The organism is Pseudomonas leptonychotis, assembly GCF_004920405.1.
Classification (GTDB): Bacteria; Pseudomonadota; Gammaproteobacteria; order Pseudomonadales; family Pseudomonadaceae; genus Aquipseudomonas; species Aquipseudomonas leptonychotis.
In genome coordinates, this window is the sequence record NZ_RFLV01000001.1 from 1355933 (window position 1) to 1374065 (window position 18133).

15 protein-coding genes are annotated in these 18133 nt (G+C 60.7%); 6 read left to right on the top strand and 9 right to left on the bottom strand.

Features of this window, described 5'->3' with window-relative positions; translation table 11 throughout:
- Positions 1 to 39: 39 nt before the first annotated feature.
- Both D8779_RS06135 and ompR read right to left on the bottom strand, forming a co-directional pair.
- Entirely contained in the window at positions 40 to 1353 is a 1314-nt protein-coding gene (locus tag D8779_RS06135) for an ATP-binding protein (RefSeq protein WP_136663556.1), read from the bottom strand.
- 439 nt (positions 1354 to 1792) lie between these two features.
- Complete coding sequence (gene ompR / locus D8779_RS06140) at positions 1793 to 2527, bottom strand: osmolarity response regulator transcription factor OmpR (RefSeq protein ID WP_136663557.1); 735 nt, start codon at positions 2525 to 2527, stop codon at positions 1793 to 1795.
- A 224-nt stretch (positions 2528 to 2751) separates the two neighbouring features.
- Between ompR and D8779_RS06145 the strand changes: the two genes are divergently transcribed.
- From D8779_RS06145 to mgtE, 6 genes are all read left to right on the top strand, one after another.
- Positions 2752 to 5079 (top strand): Tex family protein, encoded by a 2328-nt coding sequence (locus tag D8779_RS06145; protein WP_136663558.1) that lies wholly within the window; start codon positions 2752 to 2754, stop codon positions 5077 to 5079.
- Positions 5080 to 5303: 224 nt separating this feature from the next.
- A complete protein-coding gene (gshA, locus tag D8779_RS06150) occupies positions 5304 to 6884 on the top strand; it encodes a glutamate--cysteine ligase (RefSeq protein WP_136663559.1) in 1581 nt (526 codons plus the stop codon).
- A 160-nt stretch (positions 6885 to 7044) separates the two neighbouring features.
- Positions 7045 to 7254 (top strand): ribosome modulation factor, encoded by a 210-nt coding sequence (gene rmf, locus D8779_RS06155; RefSeq protein WP_136663560.1) that lies wholly within the window; start codon positions 7045 to 7047, stop codon positions 7252 to 7254.
- Positions 7255 to 7547: 293 nt separating this feature from the next.
- On the top strand, positions 7548 to 8429 hold the full coding sequence (gene aguB / locus D8779_RS06160; protein ID WP_136663561.1) for an N-carbamoylputrescine amidase: 882 nt from the start codon (positions 7548 to 7550) through the stop codon (positions 8427 to 8429).
- A gap of 109 nt (positions 8430 to 8538) precedes the next feature.
- Positions 8539 to 9645 carry an agmatine deiminase gene (gene aguA / locus D8779_RS06165; RefSeq protein ID WP_136663562.1) on the top strand — a complete coding sequence of 369 codons (1107 nt, stop codon included), beginning with the start codon at positions 8539 to 8541 and terminating at the stop codon, positions 9643 to 9645.
- Positions 9646 to 9766: 121 nt separating this feature from the next.
- A complete protein-coding gene (mgtE, locus tag D8779_RS06170) occupies positions 9767 to 11389 on the top strand; it encodes a magnesium transporter (RefSeq protein ID WP_240789687.1) in 1623 nt (540 codons plus the stop codon).
- A gap of 7 nt (positions 11390 to 11396) precedes the next feature.
- On the opposite strand, the gene D8779_RS06175 is transcribed toward mgtE, so the two are convergent.
- The 7 genes from D8779_RS06175 to D8779_RS06205 all read right to left on the bottom strand — a co-directional run bounded on the left by D8779_RS06175 (position 11397) and on the right by D8779_RS06205 (position 18099).
- Positions 11397 to 13118 carry a SulP family inorganic anion transporter gene (locus D8779_RS06175; protein ID WP_136663563.1) on the bottom strand — a complete coding sequence of 574 codons (1722 nt, stop codon included), beginning with the start codon at positions 13116 to 13118 and terminating at the stop codon, positions 11397 to 11399.
- Positions 13108 to 13971, bottom strand: coding sequence for an MBL fold metallo-hydrolase (locus D8779_RS06180; RefSeq protein ID WP_136663564.1), 864 nt, complete (start codon positions 13969 to 13971; stop codon positions 13108 to 13110). The genes D8779_RS06175 and D8779_RS06180 overlap by 11 nt, the downstream gene beginning before the upstream one ends.
- 27 nt (positions 13972 to 13998) lie before the next feature.
- A complete protein-coding gene (locus tag D8779_RS06185) occupies positions 13999 to 14433 on the bottom strand; it encodes a DUF6691 family protein (RefSeq protein WP_136663565.1) in 435 nt (144 codons plus the stop codon).
- Positions 14434 to 14435: 2 nt separating this feature from the next.
- A complete protein-coding gene (locus tag D8779_RS06190; protein WP_136663566.1) occupies positions 14436 to 14867 on the bottom strand; it encodes a YeeE/YedE family protein in 432 nt (143 codons plus the stop codon).
- Entirely contained in the window at positions 14867 to 15190 is a 324-nt protein-coding gene (locus D8779_RS06195; protein WP_136663567.1) for an ArsR/SmtB family transcription factor, read from the bottom strand. The genes D8779_RS06190 and D8779_RS06195 overlap by 1 nt, the downstream gene beginning before the upstream one ends.
- Positions 15191 to 15407: 217 nt before the next feature.
- Positions 15408 to 16673, bottom strand: coding sequence for an OprD family porin (locus D8779_RS06200; RefSeq protein ID WP_136663568.1), 1266 nt, complete (start codon positions 16671 to 16673; stop codon positions 15408 to 15410).
- A 454-nt stretch (positions 16674 to 17127) separates the two neighbouring features.
- Complete coding sequence (locus D8779_RS06205; RefSeq protein ID WP_136663569.1) at positions 17128 to 18099, bottom strand: GGDEF domain-containing protein; 972 nt, start codon at positions 18097 to 18099, stop codon at positions 17128 to 17130.
- Positions 18100 to 18133: the final 34 nt, after the last annotated feature.

An 18133-nucleotide genomic window follows, 5' to 3' on the forward strand; every position in this document is an offset into this window, starting at 1 on the left:
AGCATAGTTCAGCGTCGTGACAACAGTATGCCGTGCGCGCTAGGCCGCGTCGCGCGGTAGCAACAGCCCCAATGGCAGACACACCCGCGCCTCCAGCCCGCCGCCAGAACGGTTGCGCAGCTCGACACTGCCGCCATGCAGCGCAGCGATGCGCTTGACGATGGCCAACCCCAACCCAGCACCCTGTCCGCCGCGGGCACGGTCGCCACGGATAAAAGGATTGATGATGCTGCCCAGCTCGGCGGGGGCAATGCCCGCGCCGCGGTCCAGTACGCTGAGTACGACGTAAGGTGCGCTGTGATCACCCGCCAGGGAAACTGCCACTTCTACGGCATTGCCGCCGTAGCGCAGGGCGTTCTCGATCAGGTTGACCAGCAGGCGCTTGAGCGACACCCGGCGCAGCGGAAAGACCGGCACAGGCTCTAGGCACAGGCGCACCATTTCCTGCTTCTGGTTGTAGGGCGCGACCACCTCACGAATCAGTTCGAGCAGATCGAGCTGTTCCAGCGGTTCGTCACGCCCGTCGCGGATAAAGGCCAGGAACTGATCGAGGATCGCGTCCATGTCCTCGATATCGCGCACCATATCTTCGGTCAATTCAGAGTCGGTGTGCAGGAACTCCATGGACAGGCGCAGACGGGTCAGCGGCGTACGCAGGTCATGCGACACCCCGGCGAGCATCAGCTCACGCTCGCGCGCGGCTTGTTCGACGTCCTCAGCCATCTGGTTAAACGCCCGGTACACCTCGGCCATCTCACTCGGCGTATCGCTGACTGGCAGGCGCACGCTCCGCCCTTTACCGATCTGCCGGGCGGCGAATACCAGGCGCTTGAGTGGCGCACTGAGCTGACGAACGAAAATCCACGCCGCCGCCGTCGACAGCAGGCCAATGGCGAGGAACCAGCCGAGCACACTCCAGATACGTTGGCCGCGCAGCGGATGCGGATACAACGGTACCCGCAGCCAGTCATCACCCAATGCCGGCGCATGCACCCACAGCGCCGGCGGGCTCTTGGCACGCACCCGCACCTCGGTTTGCGGCCCCAGCTCGGTTTGCATTTGCCGGGAGAAAATCTCGCTGTAAGGCCAGTGCTGCTCGGTAGCCGGCACCTGCTCATGCGGCACCCGCGTCAGCCCTGCCGCCTCGGCAATGGTGGCGCGGTCTTCTAGGTCCGCCGCCCAGTAGGCGCGCAGGGTCAACGCTGCACCGTGGCTGTACTGGCGGTCGACCAGCACGTCCTCGTTCATCATCAGGTAAACCAGGGTCAGCGCCTTGGAGAACAGCACCACGATCAACACCAGCCACAGCGTGCGGGCGAAGAAACTTTGCGGGAACCAGAGGGGGGTTTTCATTGATCAGCCTACCGGCGAGTCGGAGAGACAGCGCTGTCGCCAGAGATGCCATAGGCTTTGGCCCATCCACGACAAGAAAAAGCCTATCGCAGCACATAACAGCAAGAGCATGAAGCGGTATGGGTGAGCCCAAGAACCGAATGGATTGAACAGTGCCGTGAGAGCCATGGCGAAAACCAACCAGGCCAGTATCGCCGACCTAACGCGCTTCGCTGGCCAATACAACGCGACAACATTTTGCAACAGCACCAACAGGGCAAATATGTAGGTCGCAAGATAGACCGCAATACCCCAGCCCACGCCGTCACGTAGCGTCCGCCCTCTCTCCGCCGCGATTACAACGGCAGAGTCATGCAGCCCTAAGAACAACAAAACAGACGCAACGCTCATTAACAGAACCTGGGCGACTGTTAAGCAACGCAGCCTCACACCTGCCTCACTATTTATTGCCATCCGGCACAAACACATAGCCCACGCCCCAGACCGTCTGGATATAGCGCGGTTTGGACGGGTCCGGCTCGATCAGCCGGCGCAGACGCGAGATCTGCACATCGATGGAGCGCTCCAGGGCGTCCCACTCGCGGCCGCGGGCCAGGTTCATCAGCTTGTCGCGGGTCAGCGGCTCGCGAGCATGCTGCACCAGCGCCTTGAGCACCGCGAACTCCCCGGTGGTGAGCATATGCACCTCATCACCCTTCTTCAGCTCACGGGTGGCCAGGGACAGTTCGTACTCGCCGAAACTCACGCTTTCATCCTCGGCGCCTGGCGCTCCAGGTACGACCGGAGCCTGGCGGCGCAACACGGCCTTGATCCGCGCCAGCAACTCGCGCGGATTAAACGGCTTGGCCAGGTAATCGTCAGCGCCCAATTCCAGCCCTTGAATGCGGCTGGCCTCATCGCCCTTGGCGGTGAGCATGATGATCGGCACTTGGTTGTTGGATTCGCGCAGGCGGCGGCAGGCAGACAAGCCGTCCTCACCTGGCAACATCAGGTCGAGCACCACCAGATTGAACAGCTCGCGCGACAGCAGACGGTCCATCTGCTCGACGTTCTCGACCGCTCGCACGCGGTAGCCTTGCTCGTCAAAGAAGCGCTCAAGCAGGCGGCGTAGACGCGCATCGTCGTCAACGATCAGGATTTTTTCGCCTTCAACAGGAAGTGCAGTGCTGCTCATTCAGGGCTCCTTGACCGGGCACCCACCGAGCGCGGGCGCGCTGGCGGTGTGCAAGTGTCGGCATTATGGCTCAGGAGCCGCAGCCGACGTGCAGCCCATTGTTAGCAGATTTTTCCCGAGCGGTTCCCGGTGCGTTGCCGGGCAGTGTTTATAATGCGCGGCTTTCGTGTCTGGCCCGTGGTCTGCGTGGCCGGTTTTTCGTTTCAGTGTGGGTAGCTTTTTATATGCTCAGCATCAACAACCGCATCGCCGAAGAACTGGGCGTACGCCCACAACAGGTCGCCGCCGCCGTAGCGCTGCTCGATGAAGGCTCCACCGTGCCGTTTATCGCGCGTTACCGTAAAGAGGTCACCGGCAGCCTGGATGACACCCAGTTGCGCAACCTGGAAGAACGCCTGCGCTACCTGCGCGAGCTGGACGAGCGCCGCACCAGCATCCTCGCCAGCATCGAGGAGCAGGGCAAACTGACCCCCGAGCTGAGCCGCGAAATCAACCTGGCCGAAACCAAGACCCGCCTGGAAGATTTGTATCTGCCGTTCAAACAGAAGCGCCGCACCAAGGGCCAAATCGCTCTGGAAGCCGGTCTCGGCGAGCTGGCTGACGCACTGTTTAACGACCCGACCCTGACGCCCGAAACCGAAGCCGAACGCTTTATCGATGCGGAAAAAGGCTTTGCCGACATCAAGACCGTGCTCGAAGGCGCCAAATACATCCTCATGGAACGCTTCGCCGAGGACGCCAACCTGCTGGCCAGCCTGCGCAGCTACCTGAAAGACAACGCCATTCTCAGCGCCCGCGTAGTCGCTGGCAAAGAAAACGAAGGCGCCAAGTTCCGCGATTACTTCGAACACGACGAAAAGCTCAAGGGCGCGCCGTCACACCGGGCCCTGGCGATCTTCCGTGGGCGTAACGAGGGTATTCTCAGCGCCAGCCTGAAAGTCGGCGATGAGCTGCCAGGCAGCATGCACCCCTGCGAAGGCATGATCGGCGAGCGCTTCGGCATCAGCGCCCGTGGCCGCGCCGCGGACAAATGGCTGGGCGAAGTGGTGCGCTGGACCTGGAAGGTCAAGCTCTACACCCACCTGGAAACCGACCTGTTCGGCGAACTGCGCGAAGCGGCGGAAGACGAGGCGATCAACGTTTTCGCGCGCAATCTGCACGACCTGCTGCTAGCCGCCCCAGCTGGCCCACGTGCCACCCTGGCACTGGACCCAGGCCTGCGCACCGGCTGCAAGGTCGCTGTGGTGGATGCCACCGGCAAAGTCTTGGAAACCAGCACGGTTTACCCCCACGCACCGCGCAATGACTGGGACGGCACCCTGGCGATCCTCGCCAAGCTGTGCGCCAAGCACGCCGTCGATTTGATCTCCATCGGTAACGGCACCGCCAGCCGCGAGACCGACAAACTGGCCTTGGAGCTGATCAAGAAGCTGCCGGGCCTGAACCTGACCAAAGTCATGGTTAGCGAGGCCGGTGCCTCGGTGTATTCCGCCTCGGAACTGGCCGCCAAAGAATTTCCGGACATGGACGTGACGCTGCGCGGCGCCGTGTCCATCGCCCGCCGCCTGCAGGACCCGCTGGCTGAGCTGGTGAAAATCGACCCGAAATCCATCGGTGTTGGCCAGTACCAACATGATGTGTCGCAGCTCAAACTGGCGCGCAGCCTGGATGCAGTCGTCGAGGACTGCGTAAACGCGGTGGGCGTGGACGTGAACACCGCCTCCGCCGCCCTGCTGGCACGTATCTCCGGCCTCAACAGCACGCTGGCGCAAAACATCGTGGCGTTCCGCGATGCCAACGGCGCGTTCAATAGCCGTGCCGAGCTGCTCAAGGTGCCGCGCCTGGGCGACAAAACCTTCGAACAGGCCGCAGGTTTTTTGCGCGTGATGAACGGCAGCAACCCGCTGGACGCCTCCGCCGTGCACCCGGAGACCTACCCGCTGGTGCAGCGCATCGCCGCCGATACCGGTCGTGATATCCGCTCGTTGATCGGCGACTCGGGCTTTCTCAAGCGCCTCGACCCGAAACAGTTCACCGACGACACGTTCGGCCTGGTGACCATCGGCGACATCCTCAGCGAACTGGAAAAACCCGGCCGCGACCCACGTCCGGAGTTCAAGACCGCCGAGTTCCAGGAAGGCGTAGAAACCCTCAACGACCTGCAACTGGGCATGATCCTCGAAGGCGTGGTAACCAACGTCACCAACTTCGGCGCCTTCGTCGATATCGGCGTACACCAGGACGGCCTGGTGCACATTTCGGCGCTGTCGGAAAAATTCATCAAAGATCCACACGAAGCGGTCAAGGCCGGTGAAGTGGTCAAGGTCAAGGTGATGGAAGTCGACATCCCGCGTAACCGCATCGCCCTGTCGATGCGCATGGGCGACACCCCCGGCGAGAAGGTCGAAGGGCCACGTGGCGGCTCACGCGGCAACGGCAAACCGGGCAGCAATGCACCACGCACTGAACGTCACTCCAGCCAGGACAAACCCGCGCCGGCCAGTGGCGGCATGGCGGCGTTGTTTGCCAATGCCAAGCAGCTGAAAAAGTAGGTTCGCGCCAATCCTGTAGGGTGGGTTGAGGTGCGCAGCACCGATACTCGCCCTACGGCCTGCGCGTCGCCCTGACGCACAAGCGCAGCGCTCAGCTATAACCCTCCTCGCCCGCCTCGGGTTATAAAGCGCTATCGGCCGGTTCAATCCGGTTTTCTCGCCCCCTTGTAGAGCACGTGTGGCGCCCCCATATTGAGGCGACCGATGCGTGAAGGAATGCAATCTTGAGCGACCTGTTCTCCCGCCGCCTGGCCCAGCTTGGCGAATGCGCCAACCTTTCCCTGCTGTCCCAGTGCCTGCACGGTATCGAGCGCGAATGCCTGCGCGTTGATGCGGACGGCCAGCTCGCGCTGACCCCGCACCCGGCTGCATTGGGCTCGGCACTGACCCACACGCAGATCACCACCGATTACTCCGAATCTCTGCTGGAGTTCATCACCCCAGCCGAAGCCGATCCGGCGGCAACCCTGGCCGAGCTGGAGCAGATTCACCGTTTTGCCTATAGCAAACTGGACGGTGAATACCTGTGGAGCCCGTCGATGCCCTGCGCCCTGCCGGACGAAGAGACGATCCCGATCGCCCGTTACGGCAGCTCGCACATCGGCGAACTCAAATACGTCTACCGCAAAGGCTTGGCCCTGCGTTATGGCAAAACCATGCAATGCATCGCCGGCATCCACTACAACTTCTCGCTGCCGGAAGCGCTGTGGCAATTACAGCAGCAGGCCGAAGGCAATACCTGCAGTGCACGAGATTATCAGTCGGCGCGCTATATCGCCCTGATCCGCAACTTCCGCCGCTACAGCTGGCTGCTGATGTACCTGTTCGGCGCTTCGCCGGCGCTGCACAAAGGCTTTATGCGCGGCAACCCGCATCAGCTGCTGGAGCTGGACGCCGAGACACTCTACTTGCCTTACGCCACCAGCCTGCGCATGAGTGACCTGGGCTACCAAAGCAATGCCCAAGCTGGCCTGACTCCGTGCTACAACGACCTAACCAGCTACACCGACAGCCTGCGCCAAGCCGTCGGCACGCCCTACCCGCCTTATGTGGAGATCGGCGCAAAGCAGGACGGCGAATGGTTGCAGCTCAACACCCATATCCTGCAGATCGAAAACGAGTACTACTCCAATATCCGCCCCAAGCGAGTCACCCATAGCGGTGAACGGCCGATCCAAGCCCTGATGGCCCGTGGCGTGCAGTACATTGAAGTGCGCTGCCTGGACATCAACCCCTACTTGCCGCTGGGTATCGACCTCACCGAGTCGCGCTTCCTCGACGCCTTCCTGCTGTTCTGCACGCTGCAAGACAGCCCGCTGCTGGAAAGTGCCGAGTGCCATGCCTGCACCGACAACTTCCTCGCCGTGGTCAAAGAGGGTCGCCGCCCAGCGCTGCATTTGCAGCGTGATGGCCAGCCCGTAGCACTGCAAACCTGGGCCAGCGAACTACTCGAACAGATCATGCCGCTGGCTGAGTTGCTCGACCAAAGCCAGGGTGGCAACGCCCACAAGCTGGCCATGCAGGCGCAACAGGCTAAGGTCGACGACGTCAGCCTGACGCCGTCTGCGCAGGTACTTGCGCAGTTACAGCAAGGCCTGAGCTTTACCGAGTTCGCCTTGCGCCAGAGCAAGCTGCACGCCGAGTACTTCCGCAGCCAGCCTCTGAGCGCCGAGCAACAAGCGGCCTTCGAGGCCAGCGCCGCCCAATCGTTGCTGAACCAGGCCGAGCTGGAGGCGCAGGAAGAAGGCGACTTCGACTGCTTTGCCGCCGCCTACCAAGCCAGCATCCTCGCCCCGGCTAACTAATCAGGCGACTGGCGAACATAACCGGCCTACCCCCCAGGCCGGTATTTCGCCAACTGCATCACATAAACTGCCAGCGGTGGCAAAAGCGAGATCAGCGGCGCAGCCCTGCGCGGCCTATGCGGCTAGCATTGCACAGGTATATCCACTGCGAGCTGCCACCATGGCCTGCGCCGACCTCAACACGGAAGATGACCAGCACTGGAGCCTGGAAAGCCTTAACAAGGCTTACCAACAAGGCTACATGGCAGGGCTAACCGGGCAAACCAACACCCCGCGTGCACTCGCCGCCGATGTGCTGGTTGCCGCCTGGGAAGCCGGCTGGGACGACGGCCACGAGCAATTCGAGCTGCACAAACGCTACAGCGCCTGATCCCTCGCCTTACCCTCACCTGCACACATCCTGCACGCCCGTGGCCCTTCAGCTGCGCAGCGGCGTATCGCCTTGCCTTAGCTCTGTACTCCCCTCGCATCGCGTTAATTCGATTTTTATTCGACATAAATCGACAAATAATCATTATCAGACTGAAATTCTGCTTTAAAAGCCGATTTTTATCGGATATAAATAGGCCACTCACTGCCATGACTCGCCCGCGAGGCATGGCACAGTCGCAGGCCTCTGCTAGTGTCAGATGACCGCCCCAACTGCTCTTGAGGTGCCAAACCATGCCCCGTATCGTTACCGTCGCCGCCACCCAAATGGCTTGCTCCTGGGACGCCGCCGCAAATATTGCCAATGCCGAGCGTTTGGTGCGTCAAGCCGCCGCCAAAGGCGCGCAGATCATCCTGCTGCAAGAGCTGTTTGAGGCCCCGTACTTCTGTCAGAAGCCCAACCCGGATTACCTGCAACTGGCCACTCCCGCCGAGAGCAACCCGGCGATCCTGCACTTCCAGAAAATCGCCAAGGAGCTGCAAGTGGTACTGCCGATCAGTTTCTATGAACTGGCCGGCCGTGCGCGCTTCAACAGCATCGCAATCATCGATGCCGACGGCAGCAACCTCGGGATTTATCGGAAAAGCCACATCCCGGACGGCCCTGGCTACCACGAGAAGTACTACTTCAATCCCGGCGACACCGGCTTCAAGGTGTGGAACACCCGTTACGCCAAGATCGGCGTGGGCATCTGCTGGGATCAGTGGTTCCCCGAGTGCGCGCGCAGCATGGCGCTGCTCGGTGCCGAGATTCTGTTCTACCCGACCGCCATCGGCACCGAGCCGCATGACCCGAGCATCAGCTCGCGCGACCATTGGCAGCGCGTGCAGCAGGGTCACGCCGGAGCCAACCTGATGCCGCTGATCGCCAGCAACCGCATCGGCCGTGAAGACCAGGGCGACTACCACATCAACTTCTATGGCTCGTCGTTTATCGCCGACCAATTCGGCGCCAAGGTGCAGGAAGCCAACGAAACCAACGAGGCCGTGCTAATGCACAGCTTCGACCTGGACCAGCTGGAGCATATCCGCAGCGCCTGGGGCAGCTTCCGTGACCGCCGTCCGAACCTCTACGGCCCGCTAAAAACCCTCGACGGCCATCTGGCCTGCGAGTAAAAACGCCTCGTAGGATGGGTTGAGACGCGCAGCGTCGATACCCATCATTACCCTCGATGGGTATCGACGCTCGCTCCATCCGCCCCTGCTCAATGTTTTTGGTGAACCTATGACAACCCTGACCACTACCCCTCGCGCCGACGGTTTCCGCATGCCCGCCGAATGGGAGAGCCACAGCCAAACCTGGATGGTCTGGCCCGAACGCCCTGACAACTGGCGCCTGGGCGGCAAACCCGCGCAGGCTGCCTTTAGCGCAGTGGCCAGGGCGATTGCTGAATTTGAACCGGTCACCGTGGGCGTGTCCGCCGGCCAGTACGAGAACGCCTGCGAGCGCCTCGCTCACGCCAATATCCGCGTGGTCGAAATCAGCACCGACGACGCCTGGGTACGCGACACCGGGCCGACCTTCGTCACTAATAACAGCGGCGAAGTGCGCGGTGTGGACTGGGCGTTCAACGCCTGGGGCGGCCTGAATGGCGGCCTGTACGCCAACTGGGTGCGTGACGATCAGGTGGCGCGCAAGATTCTGCAGATCGAAGGCTGCGCGCGTTATCGCACCGATGAGTTGATCCTCGAAGGCGGCTCAATCCATGTCGACGGCGAAGGCACATTGATCACCACCGAGGAATGCCTGCTCAACCCCAACCGCAATCCGCACCTGAACCGCGAGCAGATTGAGCAGTACCTGGCCGAGCATCTGGCCATCGACACGGTGATCTGGCTGCCAGACGGCCTGTTTAACGACGAAACCGACGGCCACGTCGACAACTTCTGCTGCTACGTACGCCCGGGTGAAGTGCTACTGGCCTGGACCGACGACGCCACTGACCCCAATTACCCGCGCTGCCAGGCCGCCATGCGCGTGCTGGAAAGCACGCGTGATGCCAAGGGCCGCCAGCTGATCGTGCACAAGATGCCGATCCCCGGGCCGCTGCATGCCAGCGATGAAGAATGCGCCGGGGTCGACTTGGCCGCAGGCACTCAGGAGCGTGACCCATCGATCCGCCTGGCCGGCTCTTACGTCAACTTCCTGATCGTCAACGGCGGCATTATCGCGCCCACGTTTAATGACCCCAAAGACGCCGAAGCCGAAGCAATCCTCCAGCGCCTGTTCCCGCAGCACCGCGTAGTCATGGTGCCGGGCCGGGAAATTCTGCTGGGCGGCGGTAACATCCATTGCATCACCCAACAGCAACCCGCGCCGCAGCACAGCTAAGCGCAGATGCCCGGCTACGCTGGGCATTTAACAACCTATCAGCAAGCGGCGAGGGTGCCCGCGCGCAAGCAAATTCCCGCGTTAGGGTGCGAGTGTTATTCTCGCACCCATGAAATCACCCTTGCCCTCTTCCAGCGACAACGTCTCCCAACACAGCCTCTCCGACTCCAATGCCATCATTCAGGCGCTGGGCGGCGGCAAGAATAAACGCGCGCGTAAACTGCTGGCGCGCATGCACCCCGGAAAAATTGCCGCGCTGCTGGAGCGGCTGGACACCGAGCAACGTCTGACGCTGTGGCAGCAGATTGGCCCCGAGCTGGAAGAACGTACCCTGCATCACCTGAGCCCTAGCCTCAGGGCGCAGTTAGCCGGTGATTCTGCCGAGGCCAGCCTTGCCGCCAGTGACGAGCCAGGCAACAGCCAGCTGGAAGCCGTACGCCAGGCGTTGGCCCAGGGCAAACTCAAGCGGTTAGGCAAGTTACTGCACCGTATGCATCCCGCCAAAGTCGCCGGCTTGCTGGAAGCCATGCCACCTGCAGAGCGCAACCGCGCCTGGAGCATGGTCGAGACCGAGCGCGCGGGCAAAGTGCTCACCTATCTGCATGACGAGATCCGCACCGCGCTGGCGCTGGAACTCGATCCTGAGGACCTGATCGCTGCCACAGCCCAGCTCGAACTGGATGATCGCGTCGACCTGATCCAGGCCTTGCCGGCCAAACTGGGTAACCAGTTACTGCATGCCAGCAGCACGGCGCAACGTCAGCAGCTTGAGTCGATGCTGTCCTACCCTGAAGATTCGGCCGGCGGCTTGATGAACGCCGACCCGATTCAGGTGCGCGCCGATGTCCAGGCCGGGGCCGTGTTGCGCTACCTGCGTCTGCTCGAACGCCTGCCGCCGCAAACCGACTTGCTGATGGTGGTCGACCGTAAAGGCCACTACCAAGGCGCCCTGCGCCTGAGCGAGTTGGTCACGGCGGAACTCGACCAGCGCGTCAGCGAGTTGATGCACCACGACATCATCGGTATTGCCGTTACTACCAGCGGTAACGAAGTGGCCCGATTGTTTCAGGACCACGATCTGCTCTCCGCGCCGGTGGTCGATGAGCATAATCGGCTGCTCGGACGTATCACCGTGGACGATGTGATCGACCTGATTCGCGAAGACTCCGACCGCGCCCTGATGCACATGGCGGGCCTCGACGATGAGGCCGACATCTTCGCGCCGGTACTGGTTAGTGCACGCCGCCGCGCCCTGTGGCTGGGCATTAACCTGCTCACGGCCTTCGGCGCCGCCTGGGTTATCGGCCTATTTCAGGCGACATTGGAGCAACTGGTGGCCCTCGCCGTGCTGATGCCGATTGTGGCCAGCATGGGCGGTATCGCCGGCAGCCAAACCCTGACGTTGGTCATCCGCGGCCTGGCCTTAGGGCAGGTGCAGAAAGGCAACATCCGCATTCTGCTCAACCGCGAACTGGGCATCTCCATCCTCAACGGCATGCTCTGGTCAGTGGTGATCGCCTTGCTGGCCGTGCTGTGGTTCGGCAACTGGGGAATTGGCGCCGTGCTCGGCGCCGCCATTCTGCTCAATTTGCTTTGCGCCACACTGGCTGGCTGGGGGATTCCGCTCCTGCTCGACCGCATGGGCATTGATCCCGCGCTGGCCGGCAGCGTGATTCTGACCACGGTCACTGATGTGATCGGCTTCTTTGCCTTTCTTGGCCTGGCGACCATTCTACTGCTCTAGGCGCCTGCTATTGCGGCGTCAGTGCACGCACTGCACACACGGGGTCTAGCGTGCACAGCGCCTGATAGTGGCTGATAAACACCTGCCCGCCAAAGCGTTCGAGAAAGTCCGAACGCAGCAACCTATCCATCACCGGCCCTTTGACTTCAGACAGGTGCAGCTGCACCTCGGCACTTTGCAACTGTTCGGCAATTGCTTCGAGGGCGTCCAGCGCACTGGCATCAATCTGATTGACCCCTGAGCACATCAACACCAGATGACGGACCTCAGGACTCACGGCAATCAACTCGCCGATGCGGGCCTCCAGGTAGCGTGCGTTGGGAAAATACAGGCTTTCATCAACCCGCAACGACAGCACACTCGAGCTCTGCACTGTGTCATAGCGCTGCACATTGCGAAAATGCTGGCTGCCCGGCACCTGCCCGACAACGGCCATATGCGGCCGGCTGGTACGCCAGAGGAACAGCAACAGTGACAGGGCGACGCCGAGCATAATGCCGGCTTCCACACCCTGTAACAGCACGCCGAAGAAGGTGGCTAACTGCGCGCAGCCTTCCGCTTTCGAGTAGCGCCAGGTGTGGCGGAAGGTCGGCACATCAATCAGGCCAAGCACCGCCACCAGAATACTCGCCGCCAATACCGCCTGTGGCAGATGGCGCAATACCGGGGCCAGGCCGAGCACCGCGGCCAACATCAAACCCGCCGCAAAAATACCCACCAGCGGCGTAGCCATATTGCTTTGCCGGGCCACCGCAGAACGGGAAAAACTCGCCGCCACCGGCATCCCGCCGCTAAAGGCCGAGGCCACATTGGCTGCGCCCTGGCCCAGCAGTTCCAGATCAGGGCGGATCAATTGGCGCTTGCGCATAGCCAGGCTTTGAGCAATGGAGATGGACTCGATAAACCCCACCAGAGCAATCAACAACGCGGCCGGTAGCAGCTCACGTAGCAGGCCCAGCTCCAGGTTCGGTAAACCCAACGTCGGCAGCCCCGACGGGACCTGCCCCACAACTCTGACCCCATAGGCCTCCAGCTGCAAAAGGCCGCCTACGGACATGGCCAACAGCATCACCAACAAGGCACTGAGCTGCTTCAGCCGCAGTGCCCAAGCAACTGACACGCCCAACAGGCTCAGATTGCGCAACACCACCAGCGCCACCAAGCTCACCACGCCCAGCAGCAGGGTCGGTTTATGTAGCGCCGGCAATTGGGCGTATAACGCGGGAAGCACCTGCGGCAAGGTCAGACCGTCAACGGACACCCCCAGTAAATAACGCAGCTGGCTCACCGCAATCAGCACTGCCGCACCACTGACGAACCCAGAGATCACTGGATGGCTGAGAAAGTTGGCAATAAAGCCCAGGCGCAACAGCCCCATCAACAACAGCAGCGCACCGACCAGCAGCGTCAGCCCGATCGCGGCCGCACTGTAAGCTTCGCTACCGGCCACCGCGATCGGCGCTAATGCCGCCGCGGTCATCAGTGACAAGACCGCCACCGGCCCGAATGACATGGCCACCCCAGGGCTTGCACCGATCAACGCATACACCACCAACGGCAAGATACTCGCGTACATCCCCGCCACCGCTGGCAAACCGGCTAATTGCGCATAGGCCAAGGCTTGCGGCACCAGTAACAGGCAGATCAGGCAGGCCGCCAATAGATCGCGGCCTGCCTGACCACGGTCGTAGTTGCGCACGGTGTTGAGTAGCGGCCACTTATAACGCATTCAACGGTACCTTGAGGTAGCGCACGCCATTGTCTTCGGCGGGCGGCAGGTGGCCGGCGCGCATGTTCACCTGCACTGCCGGTAACATCAGCGCAGGCATGCCCAGGCCCGTATCACGGGCCTCGCGCATGGCAACAAACGCGTCTTCATCAATGCCCTGATGCACGTGCACGTTGTTCGCACGCTGCTCCGCCACCGTAGTTTGGTAACGATGCTGCTCACGACCTGGAGCCAGGTAATCGTGGCACATAAACAGCCGGGTGCTGGCTGGCAAGGCAAATAATCGGGTAATCGAGCGGTACAGGATCCGCGCATCACCGCCGGGGAAGTCGCAACGCGCGGTGCCGTAATCGGGCATAAACAGGGTGTCGCCGACAAACGCAGCATCGCCGATCAAATACGTCATGCAGGCGGGAGTATGCCCCGGTGTGTGGATAGCACGAGCGTTCAAGGAGCCGATTTGAAAGGCCTGTTCATCCATGAATAACTCATCAAACTGGCGACCATCGGTGGCGAACTCACTGCCGGCGTTAAACAGCTTGCCGAACGTGTTTTGCACCACGCGAATCTGCTCACCAATGGCCAGTCGGCCACCCAGGGCCGCCTTGAGATAAGGCGCAGCCGAGAGGTGATCCGCATGCACATGGGTTTCCAGCAACCACTGCACACTTAGGCACTGCTCACGCACATAGCTGATCAGCTTATCGGCACTGCTGTAGTCAGTGCGGCCGGCCGCCGCGTCATAATCCAACACCGAGTCGATAATGGCGCACTGAGCGGTGGCAGGGTCGCTGACAACATAACTGTAGGTCGACGTAGCATCATCGAAGAACGCTTCAATAGTGGCTGGCATAGAACCTCCAGAGAGACTGATACAGGTTTAGGATGCCGACTCACGCGCAGCGGTTCGGCGCTGCAACAGCGCAAACAGCAGCATGCCGGCGAGCATGGCAAGGACAAACAGCAGCACCTGCCAACGCCCAGTCAGCAAAATTGCCACAGCCGGCCCTGGGCAAATACCAGCAATGCCCCAGCCGATACCAAACAACAAGCTGCCGCCGATCAGTCGGCGGTCCAGCTCACGCTTGACCGGTAACTGCATAGGCGCGCCCAGCAGGCTGCTACGTTGAAACCGTGCCCAACTGAACGGCAAAAACGCCACGCCAATGGCCGCCACCATCACAAACGCCAACGAAGGATCCCAAGCGCCGCTCAGGTCGAGAAAGGCCAGGACCTTGGCCGGGTTGGCCATGCCCGCCGCCAACAAACCGATACCGAAGATTATTCCGGCGATAAAAGCCGTCAGTTTGCGCATCTTCAAGCCCCCCAGAGATGACGTAAAACAAACACCGTGACGAAGCCGGCGCCCATAAAACTCAGGGTGGCAGCCAGCGAGCGCGGCGATAGCCGTGACAGCCCGCAAACGCCATGACCACTGGTGCAGCCTGAGCCATAGCGGGTGCCAATACCAACCAGGAAGCCGGCCACTGTCAGCGCCAGCCAGCCGCTGTTGATCTGTATTTCAGGCAACCGGCTAAACAACTGCCACAGCACGGGGGCAAGCAGTATTCCCAGTAAAAACAGGGCTTTTTCCCCACGCCCCTCACCGGGCGCTAACAGACTGCCAAGCAGGCCACTGATACCCGCCACACGGCCATTCATAACCGCGAACACACTCGCAGCCAGACCAATTAACGCGCCGCCGAGCAGTGCGCTCCAGGGCGTGAAGTTGTACCAATCAATACTCATCATTCGGTACCTGCGCAGAAGTGCTGATAGAGCGTGTTGATCACCGCCAACGCGGCCGGGCTGCAGATACGGTAATAAATCTGCTTGCCCTCGCGACGCGTTTCCACCAGCCCCTCGCGACGCAACACCGCCAATTGCTGAGACAACGTCGGTTGCTGAATGCCCAACAGGTTTTCCAGTTCGCTCACATTCAGCTCGCCTTGAGAAAGCTGGCACAGCAGCAGCAGACGGTCCGGATTACTCAAGGCTTTAAGCAGCTGCCCTGCCGCATCGGCATTGCTGCGCAGCTGCTGAATATCTAACAGAGGGTCGTTTGGTTGCATGGCGCACTGCTCAATTAAGACAAAAACAATCTATTCTTTTATATATTGAATAACAAGCATCCATACCCAACTCAATAGCCTTGCTCAGGCGCATTTCTCAAACCTCAGGACGACGCTAAACGTTAACCATCAGCGTTTTCAGAGCATAAAAAACCCGGAACAGGGTCCGGGTTTTTTATGCTCTGCTTGCCGGCTGTTTAGCCGGCAGAAGCTGCCATCACAGCAGCGGCAAGGTGTAGCTGACAATCAGGCGGTTTTCATCGATGTCGCGACCGAAGTTGTTACGCATGGTCGCGTTGCGCCAGCGCACACCCAGGTTCTTTAGCGAACCCTCCTGGAACACGTACATCAGCTCGGTGTTGCGCTCGCGCTCCTTACCCTCGGAAACGTTGCTGCCGCGGTCGATGTTATCGCCGCTCAGGAAGCGCGTCATAAAGGTCAGGCCAGGAATGCCGACGGAGGCAAAGTTGAAGTCGTAACGCGCCTGCCAAGACTTCTCGTCTTTGTTGGAGAAGTCACCGATTTGCACGTAGTTGACCAGGAACGGGTCGGTGCCATTGATGTAGGCAAAGCCCGTGTCGCCACTCATTTTCTGGTAACCCAGACCAAAGCTGTGGCCTTGGATGCCGTAGGTCAGCATGGCGCCGAACGCATTGTTGTCGACGTTGCTGCGGCCGTCATCGGTGGAGCGCGCATAACGCACATCCGTTTTCAGGGATTGCTTGTCGCCCAGCGGCAGCACGTGCACCAGGTTGAACGAGTTCTGCTTGTACAGATCGTCCAGCTCGGAGTGGTAGTAAGCCGCCGTCAGATCCGCGTTGATCTTATAGGTGCCGCCCAGGTAGCTGAACTTGTCAGTGGTTACGCCACCTGTCGTGGTAATACCACGGGTACCGCCGTTAGCGCCGCTGCTGGTGTTGATGCGCATGTCTTGGAAGTCGCCCGAGTTACGGTCGTTCACTTCACGAATGCGCGCGGCATCCAAGGTCAGGCCTTCAATTTCCTGGGACAGCACTTGACCGCCGGAGAATACCTGCGGGGTCAGACGGCTGTCGCTGGACGCAATAGCCATGTTCTTGAACTGCATGCTGCCGACTTTCAACACACTCTTGGAGACTTTGACTTTGGCAGCGACCGCCAGGTCGGACGAATAATCCTGCGAACCGCCCGAGGAACGATCCGGGGTCAGCAGACCACTGCCTGCGGTGCCGTCGCCGGAATCCAGTTTGAAACCGAGCATGCCGATGGCGTCGAGACCGAAACCGACGGTGCCTTCGGTGTACCCCGACTCAGCCCGCAGGATAAAACCCTGTGCCCACTCTTCGCTTTTGGACTGGCCAGTGCCTTCGCGGAAGTCGCGATTGAAATAGAAGTTACGCGCTTCAAGGGTGGCTTTGCTGTCACCGATAAAATCGGCAAACGCCGCCTGGCTCAGAGACAGGGTGCTGGCTGCGACGGCCAGGGCGAGGGAGGTCTTTCTCATTATGATTTCTCCAGTTGTGTGTGGGTTGCACATCGGTGCGGGTACTGTCTTCAGCCCATGAAGCGGCAGGCGCACACCGAATTCGGGGAGGCAGTACAGGGCCAGGCCGCAGCTCAGCGGCGGCCCTGCACTGGCCAAAATCAGGGGCGTAGGTGAAGACAGTCAGCGCGAACTGAGGAATGAGGACATAACAGCGGGCAGATACAGGTCATGGCGCAGGTCTCTTCATTTTTATTGTCGGCCGATGATTCTGGCCGTTATGAACGGAGCCCTACGCAGATACTGTGCCAGCCTCCCCAAACTGCTTGCAGAGCCCGTTGTTACGCGGCTCTCATGACTAACAAGGGAAGGATTGGAGCGGACGGGGAAGCGCTGATGAGCGGTTTCTTGCCGATGCTGCAAAACACATAGGCGGGTTATCGCCAGCCCTCTCGCGCTGCAGCAGCGCGCGCCATCAATCGACTACGATTTGATTCTTGCCCTGACGTTTGGCCTGGTACATGGCTGCATCGGCGCGGGCATACAAGGCATCGAGGCTGGTGTCTTCAGGCCGTAGATGGGTCAGGCCCTGACTCAGGGTCACGCCAAAGGTCGCGCCCTCATGGTTAAAACTCAGGCGGCGCACATCACGTTGCAAGCGTTCAGCAATCTGCTCGGCCAAGGCCGGCTCGCAGCGCGGAAATAACGCGGCAAACTCCTCCCCGCCGATACGGCCGAAGAGATCGCCACGGCGCAACGTGGTTACACCGCTATAAGCCAAACGCTGTAACACCTGATCGCCCATCTGATGACCATGGCGGTCGTTGATCTGCTTGAAGTCATCCAGATCGAGCAGCAAAAAGGCCAGCGGACTGCCGTATTCAAGGGCTTGCTCGAACTCACGTTGCCCGCACTCGAAGAAATGCCGGCGGTTGCTGCTCTGGGTCAGCACATCGGTGGTGGCCAGACGGTGCAGCTCGCCTTCCAGTAGCTTCTTCTCAGTAATGTCTTCGGCGATCCCAACAATGATAGGCGGCTTGCCCGGGGCACTTTCACGGCTGACAAAACACTTGTCGCTCAGCCAGCGTAATTGCCCATCCGCGCGAATGATGCGGTATTCGCGCGCCTCAACCGCTCCGGTTTCCAGCACTTGGGCCAGGCTTTCGGCGGCGTACTCCATATCATCCGGGTAGATGCTGTTGTGCCAGTTTTCATAGCCGGCCATCAGCATCGCAGCGGAACGACCGAAAATCCGCTCATAGGCTGGGCTGACATAAATTATCCGCTGGGCATTCCAATCAAGCGCCCACAACACTGCATTTACGCCACCTAGCAGGGTACTGAACAACTGCTCACGTTCCTGCAAGCGCGCGACCTCACCCCGTGTGTGTAACAACGCCAGGGTCAGCTCTTCATGCTCAAGCTGATGCTTGCTGATTTCGTCCATAAGTACCGCCGAGCTACTCAGAGTTTTCACAAAA

Bases quoted from the DNA above. Each gene is read 5' to 3' on its own strand.
- D8779_RS06135 (WP_136663556.1), bottom strand. From the start codon at position 1,353: ATGAAAACCCCCCTCTGGTTCCCGCAAAGTTTCTTCGCCCGCACGCTG.
- ompR (WP_136663557.1), bottom strand. From the start codon at position 2,527: ATGAGCAGCACTGCACTTCCTGTTGAAGGCGAAAAAATCCTGATCGTT.
- D8779_RS06145 (WP_136663558.1), top strand. From the start codon at position 2,752: ATGCTCAGCATCAACAACCGCATCGCCGAAGAACTGGGCGTACGCCCA.
- rmf (WP_136663560.1), top strand. From the start codon at position 7,045: ATGGCCTGCGCCGACCTCAACACGGAAGATGACCAGCACTGGAGCCTG.
- aguB (WP_136663561.1), top strand. From the start codon at position 7,548: ATGCCCCGTATCGTTACCGTCGCCGCCACCCAAATGGCTTGCTCCTGG.
- aguA (WP_136663562.1), top strand. From the start codon at position 8,539: ATGACAACCCTGACCACTACCCCTCGCGCCGACGGTTTCCGCATGCCC.
- D8779_RS06175 (WP_136663563.1), bottom strand. From the start codon at position 13,118: ATGCGTTATAAGTGGCCGCTACTCAACACCGTGCGCAACTACGACCGT.
- D8779_RS06180 (WP_136663564.1), bottom strand. From the start codon at position 13,971: ATGCCAGCCACTATTGAAGCGTTCTTCGATGATGCTACGTCGACCTAC.
- D8779_RS06185 (WP_136663565.1), bottom strand. From the start codon at position 14,433: ATGCGCAAACTGACGGCTTTTATCGCCGGAATAATCTTCGGTATCGGT.
- D8779_RS06190 (WP_136663566.1), bottom strand. From the start codon at position 14,867: ATGAGTATTGATTGGTACAACTTCACGCCCTGGAGCGCACTGCTCGGC.
- D8779_RS06195 (WP_136663567.1), bottom strand. From the start codon at position 15,190: ATGCAACCAAACGACCCTCTGTTAGATATTCAGCAGCTGCGCAGCAAT.
- D8779_RS06200 (WP_136663568.1), bottom strand. From the start codon at position 16,673: ATGAGAAAGACCTCCCTCGCCCTGGCCGTCGCAGCCAGCACCCTGTCT.
- D8779_RS06205 (WP_136663569.1), bottom strand. From the start codon at position 18,099: ATGGACGAAATCAGCAAGCATCAGCTTGAGCATGAAGAGCTGACCCTG.